Origin of the sequence: Cohnella sp., assembly GCF_041641335.1 — a bacterium.
GTDB lineage: Bacteria > Bacillota > Bacilli > Paenibacillales > Paenibacillaceae > Cohnella.
Genome location: NZ_JBEPYQ010000088.1, coordinates 1 through 20953, shown reverse-complemented (window position 1 = coordinate 20953; position 20953 = coordinate 1). Strand labels below are relative to the sequence as shown.

At 58.2% G+C, this 20953-nt stretch carries 17 protein-coding genes and 1 pseudogene; 17 read left to right on the top strand and 1 reads right to left on the bottom strand.

The window, feature by feature from the left end; translation table 11 throughout:
• Positions 1-17: 17 nt before the first annotated feature.
• The 17 genes from ACESLM_RS23870 to ACESLM_RS23790 all read left to right on the top strand — a co-directional run bounded on the left by ACESLM_RS23870 (position 18) and on the right by ACESLM_RS23790 (position 20553).
• Entirely contained in the window at positions 18-1640 is a 1623-nt protein-coding gene (locus ACESLM_RS23870; RefSeq protein WP_372635237.1) for a response regulator, read from the top strand.
• Positions 1637-3403 carry a cache domain-containing sensor histidine kinase gene (locus ACESLM_RS23865; RefSeq protein ID WP_372635234.1) on the top strand — a complete coding sequence of 589 codons (1767 nt, stop codon included), beginning with the start codon at positions 1637-1639 and terminating at the stop codon, positions 3401-3403. The genes ACESLM_RS23870 and ACESLM_RS23865 overlap by 4 nt, the downstream gene beginning before the upstream one ends.
• A gap of 16 nt (positions 3404-3419) precedes the next feature.
• Positions 3420-4406, top strand: a complete 987-nt coding sequence (locus ACESLM_RS23860; protein WP_372635231.1) for a substrate-binding domain-containing protein — start codon at positions 3420-3422, stop codon at positions 4404-4406.
• A gap of 30 nt (positions 4407-4436) precedes the next feature.
• Positions 4437-5711: an ABC transporter substrate-binding protein gene (locus ACESLM_RS23855; protein WP_372635228.1), complete on the top strand. Its 1275-nt coding sequence runs from the start codon at positions 4437-4439 to the stop codon at positions 5709-5711.
• 112 nt (positions 5712-5823) lie between these two features.
• Positions 5824-7215, top strand: a complete 1392-nt coding sequence (locus ACESLM_RS23850) for an ABC transporter substrate-binding protein (RefSeq protein ID WP_372635225.1) — start codon at positions 5824-5826, stop codon at positions 7213-7215.
• 77 nt (positions 7216-7292) lie between these two features.
• A complete protein-coding gene (locus tag ACESLM_RS23845) occupies positions 7293-8207 on the top strand; it encodes a carbohydrate ABC transporter permease (RefSeq protein ID WP_372635223.1) in 915 nt (304 codons plus the stop codon).
• 13 nt (positions 8208-8220) lie between these two features.
• On the top strand, positions 8221-9069 hold the full coding sequence (locus ACESLM_RS23840) for a carbohydrate ABC transporter permease (protein WP_372635220.1): 849 nt from the start codon (positions 8221-8223) through the stop codon (positions 9067-9069).
• Between the two features lie 153 nt (positions 9070-9222).
• Positions 9223-10341, top strand: coding sequence for a GntR family transcriptional regulator (locus ACESLM_RS23835; protein ID WP_372635218.1), 1119 nt, complete (start codon positions 9223-9225; stop codon positions 10339-10341).
• 242 nt (positions 10342-10583) lie between these two features.
• Positions 10584-11906: an ABC transporter substrate-binding protein gene (locus ACESLM_RS23830; protein ID WP_372635215.1), complete on the top strand. Its 1323-nt coding sequence runs from the start codon at positions 10584-10586 to the stop codon at positions 11904-11906.
• Between the two features lie 85 nt (positions 11907-11991).
• Positions 11992-13284, top strand: a complete 1293-nt coding sequence (locus ACESLM_RS23825) for a glycoside hydrolase family 125 protein (protein ID WP_372635212.1) — start codon at positions 11992-11994, stop codon at positions 13282-13284.
• Between the two features lie 25 nt (positions 13285-13309).
• Positions 13310-14197 (top strand): carbohydrate ABC transporter permease, encoded by an 888-nt coding sequence (locus tag ACESLM_RS23820; protein WP_094050347.1) that lies wholly within the window; start codon positions 13310-13312, stop codon positions 14195-14197.
• A 15-nt stretch (positions 14198-14212) separates the two neighbouring features.
• The gene (locus tag ACESLM_RS23815; protein ID WP_372635208.1) at positions 14213-15115 is read left to right on the top strand and encodes a carbohydrate ABC transporter permease; all 903 of its coding nucleotides are present in this window, start codon (positions 14213-14215) and stop codon (positions 15113-15115) included.
• Between the two features lie 3 nt (positions 15116-15118).
• Positions 15119-16279: a glycoside hydrolase family 76 protein gene (locus ACESLM_RS23810; protein ID WP_372635205.1), complete on the top strand. Its 1161-nt coding sequence runs from the start codon at positions 15119-15121 to the stop codon at positions 16277-16279.
• A gap of 21 nt (positions 16280-16300) precedes the next feature.
• The gene (locus ACESLM_RS23805) at positions 16301-17380 is read left to right on the top strand and encodes a glycoside hydrolase family 76 protein (RefSeq protein ID WP_372635202.1); all 1080 of its coding nucleotides are present in this window, start codon (positions 16301-16303) and stop codon (positions 17378-17380) included.
• Positions 17377-18429, top strand: coding sequence for a glycoside hydrolase family 76 protein (locus tag ACESLM_RS23800; protein WP_372635199.1), 1053 nt, complete (start codon positions 17377-17379; stop codon positions 18427-18429). The genes ACESLM_RS23805 and ACESLM_RS23800 overlap by 4 nt, the downstream gene beginning before the upstream one ends.
• Before the next feature lie 330 nt (positions 18430-18759).
• The gene (locus ACESLM_RS23795; protein ID WP_372635196.1) at positions 18760-19140 is read left to right on the top strand and encodes a GntR family transcriptional regulator; all 381 of its coding nucleotides are present in this window, start codon (positions 18760-18762) and stop codon (positions 19138-19140) included.
• A gap of 18 nt (positions 19141-19158) precedes the next feature.
• Positions 19159-20553 carry a hypothetical protein gene (locus ACESLM_RS23790; protein WP_372635193.1) on the top strand — a complete coding sequence of 465 codons (1395 nt, stop codon included), beginning with the start codon at positions 19159-19161 and terminating at the stop codon, positions 20551-20553.
• Between the two features lie 162 nt (positions 20554-20715).
• Here ACESLM_RS23790 and ACESLM_RS23785 read toward each other — a convergent pair.
• A pseudogene (locus ACESLM_RS23785) lies at positions 20716-20953 on the bottom strand (hypothetical protein); the annotation flags it as partial.

Genomic DNA, 20953 nt, shown 5'->3' with positions numbered 1-20953 from the left:
GAAGGGGGCGAGCAGCCATGTACAAAATCATGCTGGTGGACGACGAAGCCGAAGTCAGGGAAGCGATTCGCGAGAGCATCGACTGGCCGCGCCACGGCTACGAATTCGCCGGAAGCTGCGCGAACGGCGCGGAGGCGCTGGGCGCCATACTGGATATTCGGCCCGATCTCGTCCTGTCGGATATTTGCATGCCGCTCATGGACGGCATCGAGATGACGAAGCACGTCGCGCGCGCGGCTCCCGATACGAAGGTCGTCATTCTGACCGGCCACGACGAATTCGATTACGCCCAGCAGGCGCTGCGGCTGAAGGTGCACGACTTCGTCGTTAAGCCGATTACGCCGCGCGAGCTGCGGGCTTTGCTCGATAGGATCAAGCTGGAGCTGGACCGGGAGGCGGAAGAACGCGAGAGTATGGCGCGGCTGCGAGAGCAGCTTCAGGAAAGCTTGCCGCTGCTCAAGGAACGATTCCTCGAATGCCTTGTGCAGGGCTCGATCGGCGAAGAGGAGGCGGAGCGCAAATTCGCCTACTTCGGTCTGGCCAAGCCCATTCCGCCGCTCGTCGCGATTTCCGTCGATATCGACCAACTGGACGACCATTCCCGTGAGCGTTGGGAGAACAATCCCGAGCTTCAGCGCTACGCGGCTTACAAGATAGCCCTTGAGGCGACCGAGCACCGCAGCGCCCTCGTGTTCCGGACGAAGGAGGAACGGGTCGTCGCGCTTCTATCCGGCATCGCCGAGGACAGCGACGAAGACATCGTCCAGCTCTCGGAGACGATCCGCCGCAGCGTGGAGAAATATATGAAGTTTACGGTGACGGTCGGAGTCGGCACGCGCTGCGCGTCGCTCGGCGAGCTGCCCTGCTCGTACGAAGCGTCGTTGTCTGCTCTGGACTACCGCTTCCTGCTCGGCAACAACCGGGTTATTCGCCTGCAGGATCTGGAACGGCCGGCGTCGTTCTCCTGTCCGCCCGATTACGAATGGAACCGCAAGTTCGCCAGCGCGCTGAAGACGGGAACGCATCGGGAGACGCACCAACTGATCGAGCAGTTTATCGGCCAGCTCAAGTCGTCGTCGCTGCCGCTCGAGGTGTGCTACGTGCGTACCCAGTCGATGATGATCGACACCGTCAATTCGATTCGCGAGCTGCTCGGAGACGGCGGAGATTGGCTGCGCCAGCTCGGGGCCGCGCTCCAGAACATCGACGGGTTCCATCGGCTGGAGGATGTCGAAGCGTGGCTGAAGAATATATCGGGCGAAGCGATTCGGCTGATCGCGGAGCGCCGCAGCGATCTGTCGCAGCTCCAGGTGCGCAGCGCGATCGAATATATCGAGCAGCGCTATCAGGAAGAGAGCTTGTCGCTGATGGACATCTGCAATCACGTGCATATGAGCAAGAGCTATTTCAGCACGCTGTTTAAGCAGCATACGGGACAGACGATGATGGAGTACGTCACCCGCATCCGGCTGGAGACGGCGAAGACGCTGCTGCAGGCCGAGCCGCCGATCAAGACGTACGATATCGCGGCGAGCGTAGGATACGGCGATCCGCAATATTTTAGCGTGCTGTTCAAGAAGCACGTCGGCGTCACTCCGACCGAATTCCGCGACGCCGCGACGAAGGAGCCGACGGCATGATCAAAGGCTGGACCGCCGACGCCTTCAAATTCAGAAGCATCCAGATCAGCCTCTCCGTCGCTTTCCTGTGCCTGATTTTATTTTCCATCCTGGTCACGAGCCTGATCTCGTACCGCCTGTCCGCGCAATCGGTCGAACGGAACTCGGAGCATTACATCTCCGAAATCGTCCAGCAAGTGAATCTCAATCTCCAATCCTACATTAATAATATGGAAAACATCGGCATTCTGGCGTTGACGAACAAAGACTTGAAATACTACATCGAAAGCACGAGCTTCCTGCTGGAGGAGGACGTCAGGCCATACGAGAAAAAAATATCCGACCTATTCCAGTCTATCCTCGTTACCCGTAAGGACATCGCGTCGATCATGGTGTTCGGTTACAACGGCCGCATCGTCTCCGACCGGCGAATCACGAGCCTGAATCCGAACAGCCGGATCGAGGAGCAGGCGTGGTACAAGAACGCGAAGAAGGAAGGCGGCAGATCGGTCATCTCGTCTCCCCACGTGCAGAATATCATCCAGAACGAATACCGCTGGGTCGTCTCGCTCAGCCGCGAGCTGAAGAGCGCGGACGGTATTACGGGGGAGGGTATTTTTCTCGTCGACTTGAACCTGAGCGTCATCAAGGAAATTTGCAGTCAGATCAATCTGGGTAAAAGGGGATACGTGTTCATCCTCGACTCCGAAGGCAGCATCGTCCACCATCCGCAGCAGAAGCTGATCGCCAGCAACCTGAAGAGCGAGCTCATCGACGAGGTGATGACGACCGGAACGGGCAGCTTTACGGCCGGAGCAGGCGGGGGCAAACGCATCTATACGATTCAGGAAACCCACTTCGGGTGGAAAATCGTCGGCGTCGCCTACGCGAACGAGCTGATCGTCAACCAGCAGCAGATCCGGATGTCGTATTTGCTGTGGACCGTGCTCGCTCTCGTCATCGCGCTCATTCTGTCCTTCTATTTGTCCCGTCGTCTGTCCAGTCCGATCAAGCGGCTGCAGCTTCAGATGAAGAAGGTGGAGAAAGGGGATTTCGACGTCCGCACGGAGGCGCTGCCGGAGAACGAGATCGGCCAGCTCGGACGGACCTTTAACGTGATGGTCGGCCGAATCAAGGAGCTGATGGAGCAGATCATCCAGAACGAGCACTTCAAGCGGAAAAGCGAACTAAAGGTGCTTCAGTCGCAGATCAATCCCCATTTTCTGTACAACACGCTCGACTCGATCATCTGGATGGCGGAACGCCGCAAGCACGAGGAAGTGGTGGAGATGACGTCCTCGCTCGCCAAGCTGTTCCGGGCCATCATCAACCGCAACGACGAGACGGTGCCTGTGCGCGTGGAACTGGAGCATATTACGCATTACCTGTCGATCCAGAAGATGAGATACAAGGACAAGCTCGATTTTCGGATCGAGGCGGATCCGGCGATGATGGACTATAAGCTGCCGAAAATCATTTTGCAGCCGATCGTCGAGAACGCGATCTATCACGGCATCAAGAACAAGCCCGGACTCGGCATGATCCGCATCTCCGGCAGCGTTCACGAGCAGCATCTCGAATTCGTGATCGCGGACAACGGCATCGGCATGGAGCCAGAGCGCTTGGAGCACATTTTGAAGCCGTCGGAAGGGCCAACGGCGAGCATTGGCATCCGCAACGTTAACGAGCGGATCAGGCTGTTCGGCGGTGAATACGGCATCCGCATCAAGAGCGCGCCAGGGGACGGCACCGAGGTGACGGTCTTGCTGCCCAAGCTGACGTAGAGGGAGGGGGAGCGGCATGAGTTCGGGAAAAAGGTCGTTAACGGCGCTGCTTCTGCTCGCGCTGACGGCTCTGCTCGTCGTCTACGGCGTGGACACGCTGCGTCTGGCGGGAGAGAGGGACAAAAAAATCGCCGTCGTGCTCAAGACGACGGATTTCCGCTCCGAATATTGGCGGACGGTGCGGGAAGGAATGGAGCTGGCCGCGAAGGAGCTCGACGTCGATATCGAGATTACAGGGCCGCTGTCCGATACGGACTCTGACGGCCAAATTCGGATGATCGGGGAAGCGCTGGCGAAGAAGCCCGATGCCTTCGTGCTCGGCGCGACCGATCCGCTCAGGCTCGAAGACGCGGTCCGCGACGTGAAGCGTTCGGGAGCGAAGCTGATTCTGATCGACGCGGACGTGCCGGGCGGTCAGCCGCTCAGCCTGGTCGCGACCGATCATGCGGAAGCGGGTCGCATCGCAGGGAAGAGCATGATTTCGCCGCTGGAGAAGACGACGTTCCAGGTCGCCGTGCTGGGCGACCGCACCCGAACGCCTGCCCAGCATGAGCGGCTGAGAGGGCTGGAGGAGGCGTTCGCGGAGACGCCGGTCGTCGATTATGTCGGCATGCACGAATTCGGGGGGCAGGAGGACGATGCTTACGTGAGGACGGGAATGCTGCTCGACCAATTCCCGGATCTGCGGGGCATTGTCGGCTTGAACGAACAGGCGACGGTCGGAGCGGCCAAGGCGATCAAGGAGCGAGGTCTCTCGGGCCGCGTCAAGCTGGTCAGCTTCGACAGCTCGATCTACGAGATCAAGCTGCTGGAGGAAGGCACGCTGCAGGCGACGGTCGTTCAGAAGCCGTTCAATATGGGCTACCTGGCGATCGAGTCGGCCGCGCGGGCGCTTCGGGGCGTTAAGCTCGATCCGCGGCTGAGCATCGAGGCGCACGTCATTACGAAGGATAATTTGTATACGCAGGGCAACCAGGAGCTGCTCTTTCCGTTAGTGGATTAAGTTCAATCGAGAGGGGGCCAGGTCGACCGGATGAACAAATCGTCGATAGCGACAATCGGACTGGCGCTGCTGCTCATATCGCTGGCAACGGTGCTGATCGTCCGATACGCGGGCATGGGAAGCGCCCCGCCGGCCGCGACGAAAGTCGAGAAGAAGTCGCTCATTAAATTCGTCGTAGCCGACTACAGCAGCGCGACCAAGCCGTATTTCGAAAATCTGGTCAACGAGTTCGAATCCGAGTACCCGCACATCGACATCGAGCTGCAGGTGATCAACTGGGACATTATCGACAGCGTCTACAAGACGATGATCAGCCGGGATCAGCCTCCCGATCTGCTGCTGTCGAACCTGTACGCGCATTTCGTCCAGGACGGGCTGCTCAACCGCATGGACGAGCTGCTGTCTCCCGCGTTGGAGGAGAAGCTGTATCCTTTTCTGGCGGACCCGCATCGAGTGGGCGGCGTGCAGTATTCGATTCCGTACGTGTCCACCGTCAGGGAACTGTACTACAACAAGGACTTGTTCGAGGAAGCCGGTCTCGCCGAGCCGCCGGACACTTGGCCGGAGCTGGAGCAGGCGGCGCGGCAGATCAAGGACAAGCTGCGCGTCGAAGGCTTCGGCGTCGATCTGACCGACAACGAGATTTGGGCTTATTTGACGTATTTCTTCATCGGGGCGGGCGGAGGCTGGATGCAGGACGGCAAGTGGGCGATCAATTCCGAGGCCAACGTCGAAGGACTGTCGTTCCTGAAGCGGCTGTATGAGCAAGGCTTGACGGACGCCGAGCCGACGGTGACGACGCGGGACGAGAAGCAGCGCATTCTCGGCAACGGGAAGCTGGGGATGATGATCTCCGGCAACTATTTCGAAGCGGTCGTGCCGTACGAGTACAAAGGCTTGAGATGGGGCAAAGGGCCGATTCCCGTCCGCGAAGGCGTCGCGCCGTTCGTGTTCGGCGTGCAGGACGTGCTGATCTCGTTCAAGACGGATCATACCGATCGCAAGGCGCTGTCCCTGTTTCTCGATTTTCTCTATGACGACGATCGTTACGAGGAGCTGATCTTGCGCGAAGGCTTCCTGCCGGTCACCCGGACGGTCGGGGACAATCTCAGTCTGAACAACCCGGCGATGACGCAAAATCTGGAGGCCTTGCAACGGGCGCGCTTCTACCCGATTCACGAGCCCGCATGGTCCACCGTGCTGGATGCGACGAGAAACATGGGGCAGGCAGTGCTGTCCGGTCCGATGAGCCCGCGCCAGGCGCTGGACCGGCTGCAGGAAATCGCGCTCAGCCGCAAGCCGTAACGCAGTACTTTTTTCTACGCGTTGCAGGACGATATTCGATTCGGATCCTCCTAGTTAACGATTATGATGAACTTGCAAGCCATCATACATCGATATCAAGGAGGTCTTTTTCGTGTCGAGATTGTTTAGAAAAACGATGACGTGGGGTTCTGTTCTGCTGATGCTTACCCTTGTCCTGTCCGCATGCGGAGGCAGCAAGGAGAAGGGGAGCGAATCTTCGCCGGCGGCGAGCCCGAAGGCGTCCGAGAGCGCGAAGCCCTCTGAAAGCGCTTCAGCCCCGGAGGGCGTCAAGCTGACCGGAGACTTCGAAATTCAGTATTTCGTCGGCGGTTACGGCGACGCCTGGTGGAAGGAAGTCATCGGGGAGTTCCAGCAGCTCCACCCGGATCTGAAAATCAAGGAATCGGCCGGACCGAAAATCAACGACCAGATGAAGCCGCGCTGGATTCAAGGCAGCCCGCCGGATTTCGTCTACATCGACGGCGCCGGCTCCAACACGAGACAGATGGTGACCGACGATCAACTGCTCGACCTTACGGACTGGTTCAAGACGGCGCAAAACTCCGACGGCAAGCTGCTCAGCGACATGCTGATCGCGCAACCGGAAGAGTATCAGGCCGGCAAGGTTCATGCCGTTCCGCTCGTATTCGGCTCGTGGGGCACGTTCTACGACAAAGCGCTCTTTAAGGACAAAGGTTGGGAAGCGCCGAAGGATTTCGAAAGCTTCCTGGCACTCGGAGACAAGATCAAGGCGGACGGCCAGATGAGCGTCTACATCCACACCGGCGTCTATCCATACTACATCAACGGAGGCTTGCTCGATCCGGCTATCGTCGCGATGAACGGCTACGACACTTCCATCGTGAAGAAAATCAATTCGCTCGAAGCTGGCGTATGGAGCAGCGAACCGGTCAAGAAGGCTCTGGACAAAATCGTGCAGATGCGCGACAAGGGCTTCTTCGACAAAGGCTCGCCGGCGCTTAACCATACCGATTCCCAATCGCAATGGCTGCAGCATAAAGCGGCGTTCATCCCGAACGGCCTGTGGGTAGAGAGCGAGATGGCGAACGACACCCCTGCCGGCTTCGACTTCGGCTTCCTGCCTTCGATTACGCAGGACAACGGCGGCAAATACGTAGCCAACCCGTACGTCGCTACGGTGGCGATCGCCAAGAAGGCGAAAAATCCGGACGCGGCCAAAGCGTTCCTGCAATTCCTGTACACCGAAGCGCACGGCAAGTCGTGGGCGGAGCTGTCCAAGGCGCCGTCGAACATCAAGGCGGATCTGGAAGCGACGAACGCGCCTGCGCTGACGAAGGAAGCTTCGAGATTTTATAACTCGGACAGCACGGTCGTCTCGCCGGAGGTCGTCATTCCGGAAGAGCTCGTAACGGAGCGCAACAACGCGACGCTGGCGCTGACGAAGGGCGACATTACGACGGAAGAGTGGATCGACCGGATGGAGAAAGCGACGGAGAAGATCCGTTCCAAGGAAAATAAATAGGAAACCGGTTCGCGGAAACGATAATCGGGGCGGCTTCGCCCCGGCTATCGTTCCGCCGGTCATCAACGGAGGTCCCTATGAACAACGCCAAACGTGCCGGTTCCGCGAGAATGAAGCGCAATGTGTTCATTCTGTCGTTTATTTTGCCGACGCTGCTGCTGTACCTCGTCTTCGGCATCTATCCGCTGTTTAAGGGCATCTATCTCAGTCTGTTCGACTGGTCCGGAGGCTCCGAGACTTACAATTTTATCGGACTGGACAACTTCAAGGAAATGATGAACGACGACGTCATTCCGAAGACGATCCGCAACGACTACATTCTCGTGTTCGGCAAAATAATCGGCTTTATGCTGATTTCCGTCTTTTTCGCCGTCGCGTTGACCCGCTTCAATATTAAGGGCTCGGGCTTCTACCGGACGATCTTCTTCATTCCGAACGTGCTGTCCGTCGTTGTCGTCGGCGTGCTGTGGCGTTATGTGTACAATCCGAACGTCGGCTTCCTGAATTCGGCGATTTCCGCGATTACGGGGAAGACGTACGACTTCGCCTGGCTTGGAGACAAATGGTCGATCTTTGCGCTGCTGCCGCCTTCGATCTGGGCCGGCGTCGGCTTCACGATCATTCTGATGATCGCCGGCATTCTCGCGATTCCGTCGTCCCTGTACGAAGCGGCCGAGATCGACGGCGCCTCGCAATGGCGGCAGTTCCGGCTCATTACGCTTCCGCTGTCCTGGGAGCAGATCAAGACGTCCGTGCTCTGGATCGTCATGACAACGCTGAGCGGCTCGTTCGTCATCGTCACGATCATGACGTTCGAAGGCGGAGTCGACAACGCTACGCAAGTCATGGGCTCGTACTTGTACATGAACGCGTACAAGTTCGGCAAGTTCAGCTACGGCTCGGCGATCGGCGTCCTGATTCTCATTCTGTCGTTCATCACGACCGTCGCGCTGCAGAAGCTCATGAACCGGGAAAACATAGAACTGACATAGAGGGGGTATGCCGATGAAGAGGCGAACGAAATTCAGCGGGTCCCGCTGGCTGATGCAGAGCAGCCTGTTCCTCTGGGCTCTGGGCGTATTGTATCCAGTCGTCTGGACAGTCCTGAGCGCGCTGAAGGACAATCCGCAATTTCTGCTCGGCCGGCCGTGGAACCTGCCCGACCTGCCGCTGATCTGGTCCAACTTCTCCTACGTGTGGGAGAAATACAGCTTCGGACATTATTTCGTCAACTCGCTGGTCATTACGATCGTAAGCACGCTGCTGGGCGCCTTGTTGTCCGCTACGACCGCTTACGTGATCGCCAGGTACGCTTTCCGGGGAAGCGGCCTGCTGTACTACTCGTATCTTTCTTATATGATGATTCCGGCTTTCCTCGGGATGATCCCGCTGTTTTTCCTGATGGACGATCTGTACCTGACCAACCGGGCGCTGGGCCTCATTATCATCTACACGGTGACGGCCGTTCCGTTCGCGGTGTTCGTGCTGGTCGGATTCTTCAAGCAGCTGCCGAAGGAGCTGGAGGAATCGGCTGCCATCGACGGCGCTTCCCATTACGGAACATTCTTCCGGATAATGCTGCCGCTTGTGAAACCGGGACTGGTCTCGGTGTCGATCATCACTGTCCTGAACATCTGGAATGAATATATATTTGCGCTTGTTCTCGTGAACGACCCTACGAAATACACGATTCCGGTCGCCATCGCCGTCATGCAGAGCGAGATGCAGTACCGGACGGAATGGGGCCCGCTGTTCGCCGCCCTGCTCGTCTCGATGGGCCCGGTGCTGCTCTTCTATATGATCTTCCAGCGGAAAATTACCGGCGGCATTACGGCTGGGGCGGTTAAGGGGTAGCGTTCAAAAAGAAAAATCATTGTTTTCAGGAGAGCGGGGCGGCCCGCTCTTTTTCGTTCGTCTATAACGCCGTATCGACTGAGATTTTCATCTTGATAGGTTTCGTGATTTTAGGTATAGTTGATATATCATGATACATCAAGGGATGGTTGAATGGACGGACCACTGTACGAGCAAATCTACCACTATCTGCTGGAAAAAATCAAAAGCGGCGAGTTGCCCCGCGGAGGGCGCGTTCCTTCGGAGAAGGAGCTGGCCGACCAGTTCAACGTCAGCCGCATTACGTCGAAGAAGGCGCTCGAAATGCTGTCCGCGGACGGCCTGATCGAGCGCGTGCAGGGCAAAGGCTCCTTCGTCGCCGAGACGCTGCCCGAGCCGGAGCAGATCCAGGGCGCGCGGAAGTCGTATCCGCAAAGCTGGAAGCTGGTCGGCCTAATCCTGCCCGACTTCGCCGATTCGTATGGCCTGCGGATGATCCACGGCGTCGAGGAGCGGCTGTCCGAGCTGGGCTGCCGGATGCTGATGAAGATTACGTACGACAAGGGCGAAGAGGAGGAAGAGGCGATTCGCTCGTTCCTTCAGCTTGGCGTCGACGGATTTATCATTTTTCCGGTGCATGGGGAACACTACAATTCGGAGCTGCTGCGCCTCGTGCTCGACAAGCATCCGCTCGTGTTCGTCGATCGGTATCTGAAGGGGCTGGCCGCCTGCTCCGTATATACGGACAACCGTCTGGCGGCGTTCGAGCTGACGAAGCATTTGCTTGACCGCGGTCATACGGAGATCGGCTTTATCACGCTGCCCGCAGAAAATACGTCGACGATCGAGGACCGCATCCAAGGCTACACGGACGCGCTGAACCAGCACGGACTGCGGATGAATCCGCAGCATCTGATGACGAATCTGTTCAGCTCCGTGCCCCGTTCGTTCGAGGAACGCAACGTACAGGTCGACTTCGCCAACGTGAAGAAATTCGTCGAGATGAACCCGGATTTGACCGCGTTCGTCGCCGTCGAATACAATTTGGCGCTCATCTTGCGAGAGGTGCTGCTGTCCATGGGCAAGCGCATTCCCGAAGATTGCAGCATCGTCTGCTTCGATTCCCCGCACAGTCCGTTCAACAAATATTTGTTCACGCATGTCAGCCAGGACGAATTCGCGATGGGACGCCGGGCCGCGGATCTGCTCCAGATGCTGTGGGACATGAAGGAGATTTCCTTCAACAACACCGTTCCGTTCTCGATCGTTCAAGGGGATTCTACGACGGCGTAACCTGGCGCCCGTACTTGCTTCGTACCTTTAAAGCCGAATAGTCCGTTGCCGAGAGAAAGCTCGAATCCGTATTCGGGCTTTCTCTTGTTCGTTTTCTCCTTTTGTCGTCGAATGACGAATTAGATTTGAAATTCATTATGTTGATATATAATATAACTTCAACTTTATGTTGACATATTATCTTATTCGAATTAATATACTATGTGTAAGCGCTTAAAAACTTGGATAAGGGGCTGTCGAAAATGAAGAAGTGGATAGGCATCCTATTGACCTGCGCCATGGTGCTTGCGGTATTGGCCGGGTGCAGCGGCAACAACGGCGGCAATGGAGGAGGCGGGGCTGCTTCGCCATCGAGCGGAGGAGGCCAATCGAACTCCGGAGGAGGCGGAGTCGTCGAGCTTACGTTCTGGGGCGACTGGGGCGGCGAAGGGCAGAAGCAGTTCGAGACGATGGTCGACGCGTTCAACAAGTCGCAGGACAAAATCCGCGTGAAATACGTGTTGCAGCAGGATATGATCACGAAGTTCCTGACGGCTGCTACGTCCGGCGGCTCGCCGGACGTCATGTTCTGGGACCGCTGGCGGACGAACCTGTACGCGCCGAAGAACGTGCTGCACCCGATCGACGAATATATGGCCAGAGACGGAATCTCCACGGCCGACTATTACGACGAAGCGCTCAAAGAGCTTTCCCATGACGGCAAGCTGTACGGTCTTCCGCTGACGGTGGACGCGCGGGCGCTGTTCTACAACAAGAAAATGTTCGCGGACGCCGGTCTTCAGCCTCCCACGAACTGGGAAGAGCTTGCTGCCGCCGCGAAAGCGCTGACAAAATGGAACGGCGACAAGCTGGAAGTAGCCGGCTTCTCGCTCGGCGACGCCGGATTGTTCAACATGTATAACCAACAAGCGGGCGGCCAGATGCTGAACGCGAGCAACGACGCCACCGATTTCAACAACGATAAAGGATTGTCCGTCCTGAACCTCTGGGACCGGCTGCTGAACCAGGACAAAGTGTACAAAATCGGCTTCGAACAAGGCTTGGGCGAAGGCACCGACGCATTCGTCACCGGCAAGCTGGCGATGAACTATACGGGCCCGTGGATGTTAAGCACTTATAAGAAATACGGTCAAGATCTCGATTTCGGCATCGTTCCGCCTCCTGCAGGTCCGAACGGCGACAAGGGAAGCGTTATGGGCGGCTTCGGTCTCGTCATTGGCGAAGGCTCCAAGCATAAGGAAGAGGCGTGGGAATTCGTCAAGTGGTGGCTGGCCAACAAGGACAACGTGCTGCTGTGGGCCAAGACGAGCTTGAATATTCCGGGCTACAAGCCGGCGCTGGACGATCCGTTCTTCAAGGACGATCCTTCGTGGCAGCCGTTCCTGGATACGCTCGAGTTCGCGAAAATCCGGCCGCAGCATCCGGGCTACTCGATCATGGAGGGCGACGGTCTCGTGCCGAACCTGCAGCTGTTCCTGGAAGGCAAGCAGGATGCGGCGACGACGCTCAAGAAGGCGCAGGAGCAAGGAGACCGGCTTCTGAAGGACAACGCGGACGTGAAGTAGGCGAAGCGAGCAGCCGCTAAGAGGGAGAGGGAGGTTCGCCTCCCTCTTCTCTATAGAGAGACGACATAAGGGAGTGTGGGAAACGATGGTTCAATCGACCGACATGCTGGCATCGCTGCAGCAATGGATCGCTTCGGTGCAGCGGCAATTGCCGCATCGCCCTAAGACGCAGGAGATGTTCGACGCCTGCATGCGCAATACGATAGAAACGACGTTCCGACGGCTGCAGGACGGCACGACGTTCGTCATTACCGGAGACATTCCGGCGATGTGGCTTAGAGATTCGGCGGCGCAAGCGAGACCTTATCTGTTGCTTGCCAAGAACGAGCCGGAATTCGAACGGCTGCTGCTCGGAGTCGTAGAGAGACAGCTCCGTTACGTCATACACGATCCTTACGCCAACGCGTTTAACGAAACCGCTAACGGCCAAGGCCATCAGAACGACGAGACGGACATGAGTCCGCTCGTGTGGGAGCGCAAGTACGAGATCGATTCGCTGTGCTATCCGCTTCATCTGGCCTACCTGCTCTGGCAAAACGCCGGAACGACGGCGCAGTTCAACGAGACGTTCAGGAAGGCGGCGGCTCTCATCCTGGAGCTGTGGAGGAAGGAACAAAACCACGAACAACATTCGGACTACCGCTTCGTCAGAAGAAACTGTCCGGTTACCGATACGCTTTCCCGCGACGGCAAAGGCTCGGTTACAGGCCCGACGGGCATGACCTGGTCCGGTTTTCGGCCGAGCGACGACGCCTGCGACTACGGTTATCTCATTCCGTCCAATATGTTCGCGGTCGTGGCGCTGCGCGAGCTGGCCGAGATCGCGGAGCGGGTGCTGGGAGACGGCGAACTGAAGGCCGAGGCCGAGCGGCTGGCGTCCGAGATCGATGCCGGCGTCCGCAGCTATGGCATCGTGAATCATCCGCAATTCGGCGATATTTACGCCTACGAGACGGACGGGCTGGGCGGCTATACGCTGATGGACGACGCCAACGTGCCGAGCCTGCTGTCGATTCCGTATCTCGGCTATGCGGGCAGCGACGATCCGACTTACGTTCGAACTCGTGCGTTCATTCTCAGCGAGCACAATCCGTACTTTTTCTCCGGGAAGGAAGCTTCCGGCATCGGCAGCCCGCATACGCCGTACCGCTACATCTGGCCGATCGCGCTGGCGATGCAGGGGCTCACGGCGCGGGAGCCCGAGGAGAAGCTGCGGCTGCTCGACCTGTTGGAGTACACCGACGGAGGCGCCGGCATGATGCACGAAGGCTTCGACGCGGACGATGCGTCCAAGTACACGAGGCCGTGGTTCTCGTGGGCGAACATGATGTACTGCGAGCTCGTGCTCGACGTATGCGGCATTCGGGTAGCCGGATGAATTCGAGGAGAAAGGAAGAACGCACATGATTCGATCCCGCAAGCTGCACGCCCATCAGGCGCGCATGGCGTACCTGTTCATCTCGCCGGCCATTTTGCTGTTCTCCGTTTTTACCGTCGTACCGGTATTTATGGCATTCTATTTGAGTTTTACGAATTACGACGTGCTGAGCCGGATGGACTGGGTCGGGCTGTCCAATTACCGGAAGCTGTACACGGACACGCTGCTGTGGCAGACGTTTCGCAACGTGCTGTTTTACACCGTCATCTTCGTGCCGCTGAACATTTTGACTTCGCTGCTGATCGCGCTGCTGCTGAACAAGGCGATCCGGGGCGTCAAGGTGTTCCGCACGCTGAACTACTTGCCGACGCTGACTTCGGCGGTCGCCGCCGCTACGGTGTGGCTGTGGGTGCTGCACCCGGAATTCGGGCTGCTGAACGGCTTCCTGTCTTACTTCGGCGTTACCGGACCGGCTTGGCTATCGGAGACGAGAACGGCGATGGCTTCCGTCATTATGGTGACGCTGTGGCAGGCGGTCGGATCCAATATGGTCATCTATTTGGCCGGACTTCAAGGCGTGCCGGACTATTTGTACGAATCGGCCAAGCTGGACGGAGCGAACGCGGTTCAGCGGTTCCGCTACATTACGTGGCCTCAGCTCAGGCCGACGACGTTCCTCGTCAGCACGATGTCGATCATCGGCGCGCTGCAGCTGTTCGACCAGGCGTTCGTACTGACTCAGGGCGGACCGGCGAACGCGACGAAGACGCCCGTGTACCTCATCTACCAGCAGGGCTTTAATCAGTTGCAGATGGGCTACGCGTCCGCTCAGGCGTTCGTGCTCGCGCTGGCGATTCTTATTTTCTCGCTGATCAACATGCGGCTGTCCAAAGCGGAAGAGCCGATCGTATAAGGGGGATGAATGGTGATGAAAACGACATCCGCCGCAGGCGGCTACAGTCCCGGCGCCGGCCGGGCGCTGCGTCTGACCGTATTTTACGTCACGGCTACGACCGTATCGCTCGTCATGTTTCTTCCTTTCTTATGGAGCGTGCTCACTTCGTTTAAGCCGGACAATGAAATTTTCGCGTTCCCGATCCGGTGGCTGCCTTCGCACTTTACGCTGGAGCATTACAGGGACGCGTTTACGACCGTTCCGTTTCTGAGGTATTTCGGCAACTCCTTTTATCTGGCGATCATGGGCGTGCTGTCCAACCTGTTCCTCGGTTCGCTGGCCGGCTATGCGTTCGCCAAGCTGACGTTCCGCCTCAACAAGCCTCTGTTTCGCGTGCTGCTGATGGCGATGATGATTCCGGGCGTCGTGACGATGATTCCGAGCTTCTACGTGCTGATGCATCTACCGTTCGTCGGCGGCAACGACTGGACGGGCTCGGGCGGCCATGGCTTGCTGAACTCGTTCTGGGCGATCATCCTTCCCGGCGCTGCGGGTTCGTTCGCGGTGTTCTTCATGCGGCAGTTTTTCCTGACGCTGCCGAGCGACATGATGGAGGTGGCGCGGATTGAAGGGGCGGGAGAGTTTCGGATTTTCTGGCAAATCTATCTTCCGCTGACGAAGCCGGCGTTGGCGACGCTTGGGATTTTCACCTTCCAGGCAGGCTGGAACTCGTTCCTCTGGCCGATGATCGTGCTGAACGATCCGCTAAAGCATACGATCCAGATGGGTTTGCAGGCGTTCTCGTACAACCATCAGACCGATTTCGGACCGATGATGGCGGGCGCGCTCGTAGCGACGCTGCCGATTCTCGTGTTGTTTATTTTGCTGCAAAAGTATTTCGTGCAAGGGATCGCGTTCAGCGGCGTAAAAGGATAGGAGGTGGCGAACATCGCACCGAAGCGTGTCGTAGGGTCGGGAGTCGCCGTTCTGGCTCTCGCGCTGACCGCGGTACTCGTCTGGCTCTCGACGGGCTGGCCGGGAGGCGGTGCGGGCCGGGAATTGTGGGCCGAGAGGGCCGATGAGGCGGGCGCGGAGCTGGAGCAATCGTTCTGGGACGGCAAGCGGGGCATGTTTAACAATGCGTCTCCTTGCATTTTGCAGGCGTGCACCGATCCGTTTAATTACTGGTGGCTGGCGCATGCGGCCGACTCCCTGCTCGATCGCTATGAGCGGACGAAGGACGACGGCGTGCGCGAGAGGATCGGCGAGCTGTTCGCAGGCATTCAGAACCGCAACGCCGGCGTATGGACGAACGGCTATTACGACGATATGGAATGGATGGCGCTCGCCTGGCTGAGAGCCTACGAGCTGCTGGGCGACGACAAATACAGGGACGCCGCGCTTGAGCTGTGGACGGATATCAAGGACGGCTGGAACGAGGAGATGGGCGGCGGAATCGCGTGGCGCAAGGAGCAGCTCGACTACAAGAACACGCCCGCCAACGCTCCGGCCGTTATTCTCGCTGCCCGACTCTATCGGGTGTTCGGCGCGGACGAGGATCTGCAATGGGCGCTGAAGATTTACGATTGGCAGAAGCGGACGCTGGTCGATCCCGAATCCGGCCTCGTGTGGGACGGAATCAATCGGACGGGAGACGGCGCGATCGACAAGGACTGGAAGTTTACTTACGGCCAGGGGGTGTTTATTGGGGCGGCCATGGAACTGTACGCGGCGATCGGCGAGGAGAAATACCGGGACGACGCGAACAAGACGGCCGACTACGTGCTTGGCACGATGGCAAGCCCGGCGACCGGGCTGCTTCCGAACGAAGGAGACGGCGACGGCGGTTTGTTCAAGGGCGTGCTCGTCCGCTATTTGACCGAATGGGCGATTCGCGAACCGGAGCGGGGCGGCCAATATGGCAGCCTGATTCTGACGAACGCGGCCAGCCTGTGGGATTACGGTCGGACCGGCGACGAGGCAAGATTCGGCACGTCGTGGGCGCAGCCGCCGGAAACGATCGTGCAATTGAGCTCGCAGCTCAGCGGAGTCATGCTCGTCGAGCAGGCGGCCAAGCTGGAGAGACTGGGTTTTAAATAAAGAAACGGAGCGGTGATATCTATGAGACAGCAGACGGAAGCATGGGCCGCTCGGGCCGATCTGGCGCAGCAGGCGCTGGTAGAACGTTACTGGAATGCCGGAATCGGCATGTTCGACATCGAGACGCCGTGTCCGAACGGAGAATGCAATACGATTTTCCATTACTGGTGGATGGCGCACGCGGTTGAGGCATTGACGGACGGCTTGGAGCGTACCGGGGATTCCCGCTACTCCGGGCTGCTGGACGACCTGTACGAAGGGCTGCTCCGGCGCAACGGCGGCGCATGGCCGAACGCGCTGTACGACGACATGGAATGGATGGCGATCGCCTGGCTCAGAGCCTATAACGCGACCGGCACGGAGAAGTACAAGGAAGCCGCGCTCCTGCTCTGGGAAGACATCAAGACCGGCTGGAACGAGCATATGGGCGGAGGCATCGCCTGGCAGAAGAGCCAGCTCGACTACAAGAATACGCCGGCCAACGCGCCGGCCGTCATTCTGGCCGCACGGCTGCACGCACGGTTCGGCGACCAAGCCGATCTGGATTGGGCGCTTAAAATTTACGAGTGGCAGAAAAACAACCTGGTGGATCCCGCCAGCGGATTCGTCTGGGACGGCATGAACCGCCAAGGCGACGGAGCGATCGACAAGGATTGGGCGTTCACGTACTGCCAAGGCGTGTATGTCGGCGCGGCGCTCGAGCTGCATCGGGCGACCGGAAAAGAAGCGTACATGCAGGACGCCCGGCGAACGGCAGGCGCGGCCGCCCGCAGACTGGCCGACCCGGAGACCGGGCTGCTGCCGAACGAAGGAAATGGAGACGGCGGGCTGTTCAAAGGCATTTTCGTCCGCTATCTGGCTCAGCTGGCGCTCGCCGATCCGTCCCGCGGCGGGGAGCCTGGGAAGCTGGTTGCCGGCAACGCCGATAGGCTATGGTCGGAGGGAAGGGACGCCGAGCGGACGCTGTTCGGTCCGAACTGGAATGAGCCCCCGGGCGACACGGTCGAGCTGGGGACGCAGATCAGCGGGATCCTATTGCTGGAGGCGGCCGCGCGGCTTGAAGCTGCGGAGCTCGCCGGGCGGACGGAGGCGACGGTATGAGCGGCTGGACGGAGAGGGCCGAGGAGCTTCAGGAGGTTTTCTATCGGCATTACTGGAACGAGCGGACGGCTATCATGAATCAATGGTATCCGCTCAAGGAAGGCGTGGAGGGCGAGAACTATTACTACTGGTGGCAGGCGCACGCGATTGACGTACTGGTCGACGGGTGGGATCGGAGCCGGGACGAGAAGTATTTGGAGCGCGCGCGGGAATTGGCCCGCGGCCTCAAGGCGTCCAACGGCGGCACGTATCGCCACGATTATTACGACGATATGGAATGGACGGCGCTGGCGCTGCTGAGGATGTACGATCATACCGGCGAAGAGGAATACAAGCTGGCCGTGCTCGACCTGTGGACGGACATCCAAACTGCCTGGAACGGACATATGGGCGGCGGGCTGGCATGGAACAAAAATCAACTGGACTACAAAAACACGCCGGCCAACGCGCCGGCCGCCATTCTCGCCGCTCGGCTTCACGCCCGCTTCGGAGCGGAGGACGACCTGGTTTGGGCGAAACGAATTTACGAGTGGAACCTGGAGAATCTGGTCGATCCGGAGACGGGCTTCGTGTGGGACGGCATGAACCGGCTCGGCGACGGTCGCATCGATTACGACTGGGCGTTCACTTACTGTCAAGGCGTCATGATCGGAGCGGGGCTCGAACTTCATGCCCATACGGGAGAAATTCGGTACTTGCGGGAGGCGGAGAGGACGGCGCGGGCGACGATCGACCGCCTGGTCGACCCGGAGACGGGCATGCTGCCGGACGAAGGCATCGACGACACCGGCTTGTTCAAAGGCATTCTCGTCCGCTACGTCAAGCTGCTGATCGCAAGCGGAGCGGAAGGGGCTGAGGCGTGGGCGGACATTTTGCGCCGCAACGGGGAGACCCTGCGGGAACTCGGAATCGATCGCGCTTCCGGCGCAATCGGTCCGTCGTGGTCGGAGCCTCCGGCCGGCCCGGTCCAGCTCAGCGTTCGTCTGAGCGGCGTCATGCTGGCGGAGGCGTTGGCGACTTCCGTCATCCGGGCGGCGACCTCCTCGTAGGCGCGGTTCTCGAAGCCGTTTTCCGTTAAAGCCCGACCGCTACCTCGGCAATCGCGAACATCGATAAAGCTTGTTCTTCCTTTGCCCGCGGGTACGTAGATCCGTCGGTCCTCCCGAATTTCCTCCAAATGCGTCGTATTCAAATTTTGCGTAAAAAAGCCGGGACGCAGAAAGGTGTAGGGGAGGGCCGACTTCAACAAGCTCTTCCTTGCCTCCCGGGAAGTCATGGTATTAGGCGCCCTTGGGCCGCAAAATGATCTCCGCTTGCTCCTTAAGTATCATTTGTATTATAATAAATAATACATAAAAAGTTCGGAGGTGTAAGACGCTATGGTCATCACGCTGCAATTGGATAGCGAGACGCCGCTTTACGAGCAGCTCCGCAACCAGATCGTCATCGGCATCGCGACCGGCCGATTGGAGGCGCAGGAGAGGCTGCCGACCGTTCGCCAGCTTGCCGGGGATCTGGGCATCAACACGATGACGGTGAACAAAGCGTACGCGCTTCTGAAGCAAGAAGGGTACATCGTTATCGATCGGAGGCACGGGGCGAAGGTAAGCCCCCGAACGCAGAACGCCGACGTACACGCCCAGCAACTGGAGGAACAGCTTCAGTTAATTATCGCTCAGGCTACGATCAGGGGTGTCGATCAATCCGCGTTCCAGTCGCTATGCTCCCGGATTTTCTCCAAAATGACCTATCAGCACTAGCCATCATAGGGAAGAGAGTTGATCGCTATTCTTACCGCCGTCTATCTGCTAACGGCCGCTATCGGCTATATCGTCATCATTGCCACTTACAATCCCCAGTCCCGCTACAAAAAAGGGATGCTGTTCGCCGTGACGCTGCCGGAACATGCCGCCGAGGATGAACGGGTTCGCGACATCCGGACCGGATTCCGCAGACGGTTTGCCCGGTACCAGCTGGCGACGCTCGCGCTGTTCGTTCCGGTTGCCGTGCTGCATGCTTGGCCGGCCTATCAAACGATCTATTATCTTCTATGGATGTGCGGTTATTTCGTCGTCTCGGTTATTCCGTTTCGACGCGCGTTCCGCGAAACTCTGGCTCTCAAGCGGGAGAACGATTGGTTCGTCGGAGAGAAACGCGTCGTCCGCAGCGATCTGCGGGTCGCCCAATTGAAGAACAAGCGCTCCGCCTCTCCATGGTTGTTTGTCGTTCCTCTGGCGATATCCGCAGGGCTGGCGATGTGGACCTTTCGTGACGACACCGCCTATCTCGGGATCGGCATCGCAGGCATGGCCGTAACCGCAATGTTCTTGTTCATCTCGCTCGGAATGAGAAGGGCGAAGGCCAAAGTCTACAGCATGAACAGCGAAGCGAATTTGAGCCTCAATCAAGCGCGGCGACGCGCCTGGTCTTATTTGTGGGTAGTTATGGCGATGGTCGAGAACGTCCATTTTGCGCTCATCTATCTGGCCGCCACCCGCGAGCAAGCGGACGCCTTCGGAGCCTGGGTAGCGCTTACGATAGCGTTCACGGTGCTTCCGATTGGTTTGATTCTGTACGTGCACCGCAAAATCCACGCCCTCGAGCAAGAGCTGCTGGAGCAGGACGACAAAGTCGTCTACACGGACGACGACGAATATTGGGCGAACGGGTTCACCTACCATAATCCTAACGACAAGAGCTTGATGGTTACGAAAAGGATCGGCTTAGGGGAAACGATTAATACGGGCACGATGGCCGGCAAGGTGATTATGGGAGGGGCGTTGGCACTTATGGCTGCCGTTATCGTCGGCGTATCGTTCCTGCTCATCCGTTCGGAGCTGACCTCGCCAACGTTGACGTTGTCGCAGGACAGCACGGTAAGCATCGATTATCCGATGTATTCCTACGACTTCAGCCTGTCCGACATCGAGGAGTTAACGCTGGTTGACGACATTCCATCAGGCACCAAACTTAACGGAGAGGCGACGGGAGCGCATGCTCGCGGACATTTTCGGTTGAAGGGGCTGGGCAAGACGCGGCTGTACGTGTTCAAAAAAAATCCGCCCTACATCCGCATCAAGCTGGACGACGTCTACATTTTCTACAATGACAAGGACCCGGTTCTCACGACGGAGCAGTTCGAGCAGCTGAAGGAACGGACTTCACGGGAATGAGATATTTTGTAAGGCAAAGAACCATCAAGCCACCCTCTAAGTGGAATTGAAGGTTCTTTTCGACGAACTGCCGCTGAAACGCTCGATTCTCATACCGCTTGTCATGAAAGCACATTCGAAATTTTAGTATCCCGCAGGCTTCTCCGGCCCGCCTTCCCGCGTTCAGTGCTTCTCGATTTTCTCCACTTCGGTTAACGGAATGTCGAAAGTATCCGCCACTTGTTCCGGGGTAAATCCCTTGGCGAGCATTCGGCGGACGAGCTCTGCCCGCTCTTCTGCCTTCCCCTTTTCCATTCCCTCTTCGTATCCCCAACGTTTCCATGCAGGCATCAGTTCCATGAATTTCACCCTTTCCTTCGGATAGTCTTTCAAGATTTCGTCCAGAAGCTTCTCGTCTTCG

Bases quoted from the DNA above. Each gene is read 5' to 3' on its own strand.
- ACESLM_RS23825 (WP_372635212.1), top strand. From the start codon at position 11,992: ATGGTTCAATCGACCGACATGCTGGCATCGCTGCAGCAATGGATCGCT.
- ACESLM_RS23865 (WP_372635234.1), top strand. From the start codon at position 1,637: ATGATCAAAGGCTGGACCGCCGACGCCTTCAAATTCAGAAGCATCCAG.
- ACESLM_RS23820 (WP_094050347.1), top strand. From the start codon at position 13,310: ATGATTCGATCCCGCAAGCTGCACGCCCATCAGGCGCGCATGGCGTAC.
- ACESLM_RS23805 (WP_372635202.1), top strand. From the start codon at position 16,301: ATGAGACAGCAGACGGAAGCATGGGCCGCTCGGGCCGATCTGGCGCAG.
- ACESLM_RS23840 (WP_372635220.1), top strand. From the start codon at position 8,221: ATGAAGAGGCGAACGAAATTCAGCGGGTCCCGCTGGCTGATGCAGAGC.
- ACESLM_RS23860 (WP_372635231.1), top strand. From the start codon at position 3,420: ATGAGTTCGGGAAAAAGGTCGTTAACGGCGCTGCTTCTGCTCGCGCTG.
- ACESLM_RS23845 (WP_372635223.1), top strand. From the start codon at position 7,293: ATGAACAACGCCAAACGTGCCGGTTCCGCGAGAATGAAGCGCAATGTG.
- ACESLM_RS23800 (WP_372635199.1), top strand. From the start codon at position 17,377: ATGAGCGGCTGGACGGAGAGGGCCGAGGAGCTTCAGGAGGTTTTCTAT.
- ACESLM_RS23815 (WP_372635208.1), top strand. From the start codon at position 14,213: ATGAAAACGACATCCGCCGCAGGCGGCTACAGTCCCGGCGCCGGCCGG.
- ACESLM_RS23870 (WP_372635237.1), top strand. From the start codon at position 18: ATGTACAAAATCATGCTGGTGGACGACGAAGCCGAAGTCAGGGAAGCG.
- ACESLM_RS23855 (WP_372635228.1), top strand. From the start codon at position 4,437: ATGAACAAATCGTCGATAGCGACAATCGGACTGGCGCTGCTGCTCATA.
- ACESLM_RS23795 (WP_372635196.1), top strand. From the start codon at position 18,760: ATGGTCATCACGCTGCAATTGGATAGCGAGACGCCGCTTTACGAGCAG.
- ACESLM_RS23830 (WP_372635215.1), top strand. From the start codon at position 10,584: ATGAAGAAGTGGATAGGCATCCTATTGACCTGCGCCATGGTGCTTGCG.
- ACESLM_RS23835 (WP_372635218.1), top strand. From the start codon at position 9,223: ATGGACGGACCACTGTACGAGCAAATCTACCACTATCTGCTGGAAAAA.